Annotated in this window: 4 protein-coding genes and 2 pseudogenes; all 6 read right to left on the bottom strand. The window is 69.0% G+C overall.

The genetic code is table 11. The annotated features are described in order from the left end of the window. Positions 1-104 precede the first annotated feature (104 nt). On the bottom strand, positions 105-653 hold the full coding sequence (locus C1I89_RS18825) for an integrating conjugative element protein (RefSeq protein ID WP_003109779.1): 549 nt from the start codon (positions 651-653) through the stop codon (positions 105-107). Further along, a pseudogene (locus tag C1I89_RS34575) lies at positions 650-1,096 on the bottom strand (lytic transglycosylase domain-containing protein); the annotation flags it as partial. The pseudogene C1I89_RS34575 and the gene C1I89_RS18825, both read right to left, overlap by 4 nt. A 3-nt stretch (positions 1,097-1,099) precedes the next feature. Continuing rightward, positions 1,100-1,675, bottom strand: a pseudogene (locus C1I89_RS34570) (TIGR03759 family integrating conjugative element protein); the annotation flags it as partial. A 12-nt stretch (positions 1,676-1,687) separates the two neighbouring features. Continuing rightward, a complete protein-coding gene (locus C1I89_RS18815) occupies positions 1,688-2,332 on the bottom strand; it encodes a hypothetical protein (protein WP_003098888.1) in 645 nt (214 codons plus the stop codon). Then, the gene (locus C1I89_RS18810; RefSeq protein ID WP_003098890.1) at positions 2,329-2,928 is read right to left on the bottom strand and encodes a PilL N-terminal domain-containing protein; all 600 of its coding nucleotides are present in this window, start codon (positions 2,926-2,928) and stop codon (positions 2,329-2,331) included. The genes C1I89_RS18815 and C1I89_RS18810 overlap by 4 nt, the downstream gene beginning before the upstream one ends. Positions 2,929-3,066: 138 nt before the next feature. Further along, a partial coding sequence (locus tag C1I89_RS18805) for a helicase-related protein (protein ID WP_146196923.1) occupies positions 3,067-4,045 on the bottom strand: 979 nt, incomplete at its 5' end.

The raw sequence follows: 4,045 nt of genomic DNA, 5'->3' as shown, positions 1-4,045 counted from the left end.
GGGCCACCAGGCACAGAAACGCGGCGCCTGCACACGCCGCGACGGTGTATAGCTCCACCGCTGGGCGTAGCAGAACCTCGACCGGCTGTTTGCCCGACATGGCTTCATTGCTCGATGCCGGTGGCCGTGATCAGCGCCGGGTAGTGCCGCAGGCCCAGGCGATCGGCCAGGTCGTCGCCGGCCACGGGCGCGAGCGGCACGCCCGGCACCAGGGCGCGCAGCCGCGCCAGGCCCTGCGCGGTCTCGACGTTGACGACCAGGCCGACCGCGCCACGTTCGCGCAAAGCGGCGGCGCGGCGCTGCAACCAGGCCCGGGAAGCCTCGTCGTCGCCGATGACCACGAACGGCCGCAGGCCGGGCGCTTCGATCACCCGTCGCGCGACGGTGCCGGGCGTGAGCTTGGCGCTGCGCACCGGCAGCATCGCGGCTTCGTCCGCCCGTGTGGCAGGAACCTGGGGCGTCGGGATGGACGGCCGCGCCGGTGCGTTGGCGCGCGGCTGGAGATTCAGGGCTTCGTAGTACGGCAATGCCGACGTGCCGCCACGGTCCTCGACAACGATCAGTGGCTCGCCGGCACGCGAGGCCAGCGGCAGGCCTGACAGCAGCATGAGTAGGCCCGTGAACGCGAGATGGGCGGGATGGGGTTTCGTCATGGGGAGGTCTCCTGGCGCGCCGCGAGGACCGCGGCGGCTGGTCGCGTGCCCTGCACGCGGGCAAGGTGGCGCGACACGCTGCGCCGATAGCGGGCGGCGGGCTCGCCGCCTGCGGGGCGGTGGTAGCGGCCGATCGCCAGCAGCCAGTCCTCGCCGGGGGTGTGCTGCTCCTTCAGGATCTCGGCGGCAACGGCCAGGTTGCGATACGGATCCAGCAGGTCGCACGCGCCGGTAAAGCGGTGCTTGTGGTAGCCGAGGTTGATCTGGCCCAGGCCCGCATCAATGCGCGTGTGCGGCGTGGCGCGCATCGCCTGCTGCAGGCCAGCGCAGGCGTCGGCGCGCGTGGCGAAGCGGCGCGACTGGCCGGCGACGTTGAGGGACCACGGCCACGGCACCAGGCGCCCGTTGCGCCGGATGCCGCTCTCCTGCAAGGCCACGGCGTANNTGCGCGCGTCATCCTGGCGGCTGCCCACCATGTACAGGTCGAACTCCGCGCCCGAGGATTGCAGGCGCTGCACGAGCTGTCCGCAGGCTGCGCAGCCGTCCTTGACGAACACCGCCATGCGGCCGCTGCCGCGCAAGGGACTGCTGGATGGGCCGGCGCCCGGCTTGTCGTCGGGCAGGTTCACGCGCTGCATCCCCGGATTCAGGCGCTGCCAGGCCTCGTCGTAGGCGCGCTGGTAGGCGAGCAGCTTCTCGACGCGGCGCGCTTCCACCTGCACCTGCAGTTCCGCATAGCGGCGCCGTTCTTCGTCCGTGCGAGCTTCGATGCCCAGGGCGGACAGCGGGTCCAGGTTGGGCGAGTAGATACCCAGCGGCCCATCCATCAGCTCGCGGTAGCGTGCCCATTCTTGTGGCTGCAAGCCCCATTCGGTTGCCACCCGGTCGTCCAGCACGCGGGCGGCCAGCGGGCGCTCCTGGCTCTGTGCGTTGCGCGCCGAGGTCGTTGCGGGCTGCTGCGCCCAGGCGGGCCATTGCGACGACGCCACCAGGACCGCGAAAAGGAGGATCGACGGCTTCATGGGGTGCTCCGGTCAGGGAATCGCCACGCGGCGGGTCTGGTTGCCGGCCTGGAACACTGCGGTGTTGCCCTCGATCGCCTGCAGGCGCCACGGGCCGACCGCATCCCCGGGCAGCAGCACCTGAAGTTGGGCGGGCGTGAAGTCCCCGATGCTCGGCGCGACGGACACGCTGCGCTGGCCGGCGCGCAGTTCGGCGCCGACGACGCGGAATGGCAGCGGCGGCAGCTCGGTCTTGGAGGCGGCGGACGTGCGCGATGCGCGCCGCTGGGCGGGTGCGGTGGCACGCGCGGCGGCTTGGCGCGCCTTGATCTGCTCGACCTCCGCGCGCAGCGCCTGGAGGTCGTCGGCCGCTGCGTAGCCACTGAGAGATTTCTCGACCTGGGCCGCGCGTGCTTCCAGAATCTGGCGGGTGTCTTTGAGGTCAGCGTCCGTCGCGACGGCCGGGCGCTGCTGGATGGCCTCGATCGTCTCGGCCAAGCCAGTTGCCTGCGCTTCCAGGCGTTGCAGGCGGGAATCCAGCCGCTCCTGGTCGGCCTGGTCGCTGAGGGCCTGGTAGCCCAGGGCCGCCAAGACGCTGAGGAAGATCAACCAGAGCCACATCAGGCTCTGCACCACCACGGCGGCGGTCGATCGCTGGGCAGGTTGCGGGGCGTTCATGGCTGGCCTCCCGAAACCATGGGTGCCAGCGGGAACGTCTGCACCGCCTCGGTGGCGGGTGGCTCGGATGGGGACTCGGCGACCGCGCGATCGCCGGGCCGCTCGAAGCAGATTTGCCGTGCGCGGTCATCCGCGTGCAGTTCCCAGGCCGGGCCAGCCAGCGTGAGCAGCGCATCGCGCAAGGTCATGGGGCCGAGGTGCAGGTGTACCGCCGGCAACGGCAGCGCGTACAGCTCGATCACGGCATGCGCGGTCTGGCACAGGCCATAGCCGCTGCGTTTGAGCACGTGCCGAAGCCCATCCCCGACCGTGGCGCGGGCATCCTCGGGCATGGACACGTCGATGGTCTGCAACAACAGGTCGCGCTGCGCCGCCATGGGTGCCAGTTCGACCAGTGTGTAGCGGGCGTAGCGCACGACCGGGATGTACTCGGAAGCCTCGGGTTCAGGCGCGGCCAAGACTTCCGCGATGGTGTCGGGCGCGACCGGCGCAGTCGTCGTCGCGCAGCCACCGGCCAGCACCGACCACAGCAGGCCGAGAAATCCCGCCAGAAGGCGGCGTTCGGGATAGTGAAACCACGGTGGAGAGGGGCACATAGCTCGGCGTCCTGAAACATCCAGCCCTCACCATCGCCGCTCAGGCCGCGAGCGGCAGCAAACAATGCGAACCAGGCAGCGTCCGATTTACCGGGAGCGGCAAAAAAAACGGCCCCGAAGGGCCGTAAGTGGAACGTGTCATGCGGCGACAAGCTGCCGGGCCAGTGCGACCTCGACGGAATCACCGTCCTGGTTCAGGACATCGAGCCCGGATTCGGGCACGTCGCCCGAGGTGGACTGCGAGACCATGATCTTCTTGGCCATCAGCTCCAGGCAGGTCATCTGCGAGGAACCGGCGTAGCCGAGGTAGATCACACGCACGGGCTGCTTCTGCCCGATGCGCCAGGAGCGGCGTGCCGCCTGCTGGAGCGAGTACACGTTGTAGCCCGACTGCATGAACACGATCGTCGGGAACTCCAACAGGTCCAGCCCCGTCTTGACCAACTCGGGGTTGGTGATGAGCACGTCGATGCCACGGTCCAGTTGCTCGGCGATCCAGTCTTCGCGGCGGCTGGCATCCACGCTCGCGCGCAGCACCGCCACCTTGAAGCCTTCCTGCTCCAGCAGCACCTTCAGGCGCGACGTGGTGTCGCGCGTGCCGGTATAGACCGTGTAGGCCAGGACCTTGCGGCCCTGTGCCTTCTCCTCTTTGCAGATGTCGATCAGCTCGCGCTCTTTCGGCGTCACCTCGAACTCGGAGAACTGAGCCGGGACGAACGCCAAGGTGTTGCGCGTGCGCGGATGGATCACGGTTTCCGAGCGGAAGCAGCAATCCGGCCAGGCCAGCAGCACGTTGAGAACCACGCCGAGCAACGTCGTGTCGCGCTTGGCCAGGGCCTGCTTCAGTTCCTGGGTCAGCCGGAACGACAGATCGCGGTAGGCCGCAGCCTGCGCCGTATCCATCGCGACTTCGCGGAACTCCTCGTCATAGGGCGGCAGAACGTTGCCGCCGATGTCCTTGAGCTTGAGGAATATCGTGAAAGGCAGGATGCAACGCAGCACGCCTTTCGGGCCGAAACCCGGTGCCTTGACCGTCCGGACACTGACTTTCGTGCCCTTCGCGGTCTTGTGCGCCGTGCCGGTGCTCTCGGAGTAGATGTCCTTCAGGACACCGTGG

Origin of the sequence: Achromobacter pulmonis (genome assembly GCF_002885955.2) — a bacterium.
Classification (GTDB): Bacteria; Pseudomonadota; Gammaproteobacteria; order Burkholderiales; family Burkholderiaceae_B; genus Achromobacter; species Achromobacter pulmonis_A.
This window is presented reverse-complemented; position numbering and strand designations above follow the sequence as displayed.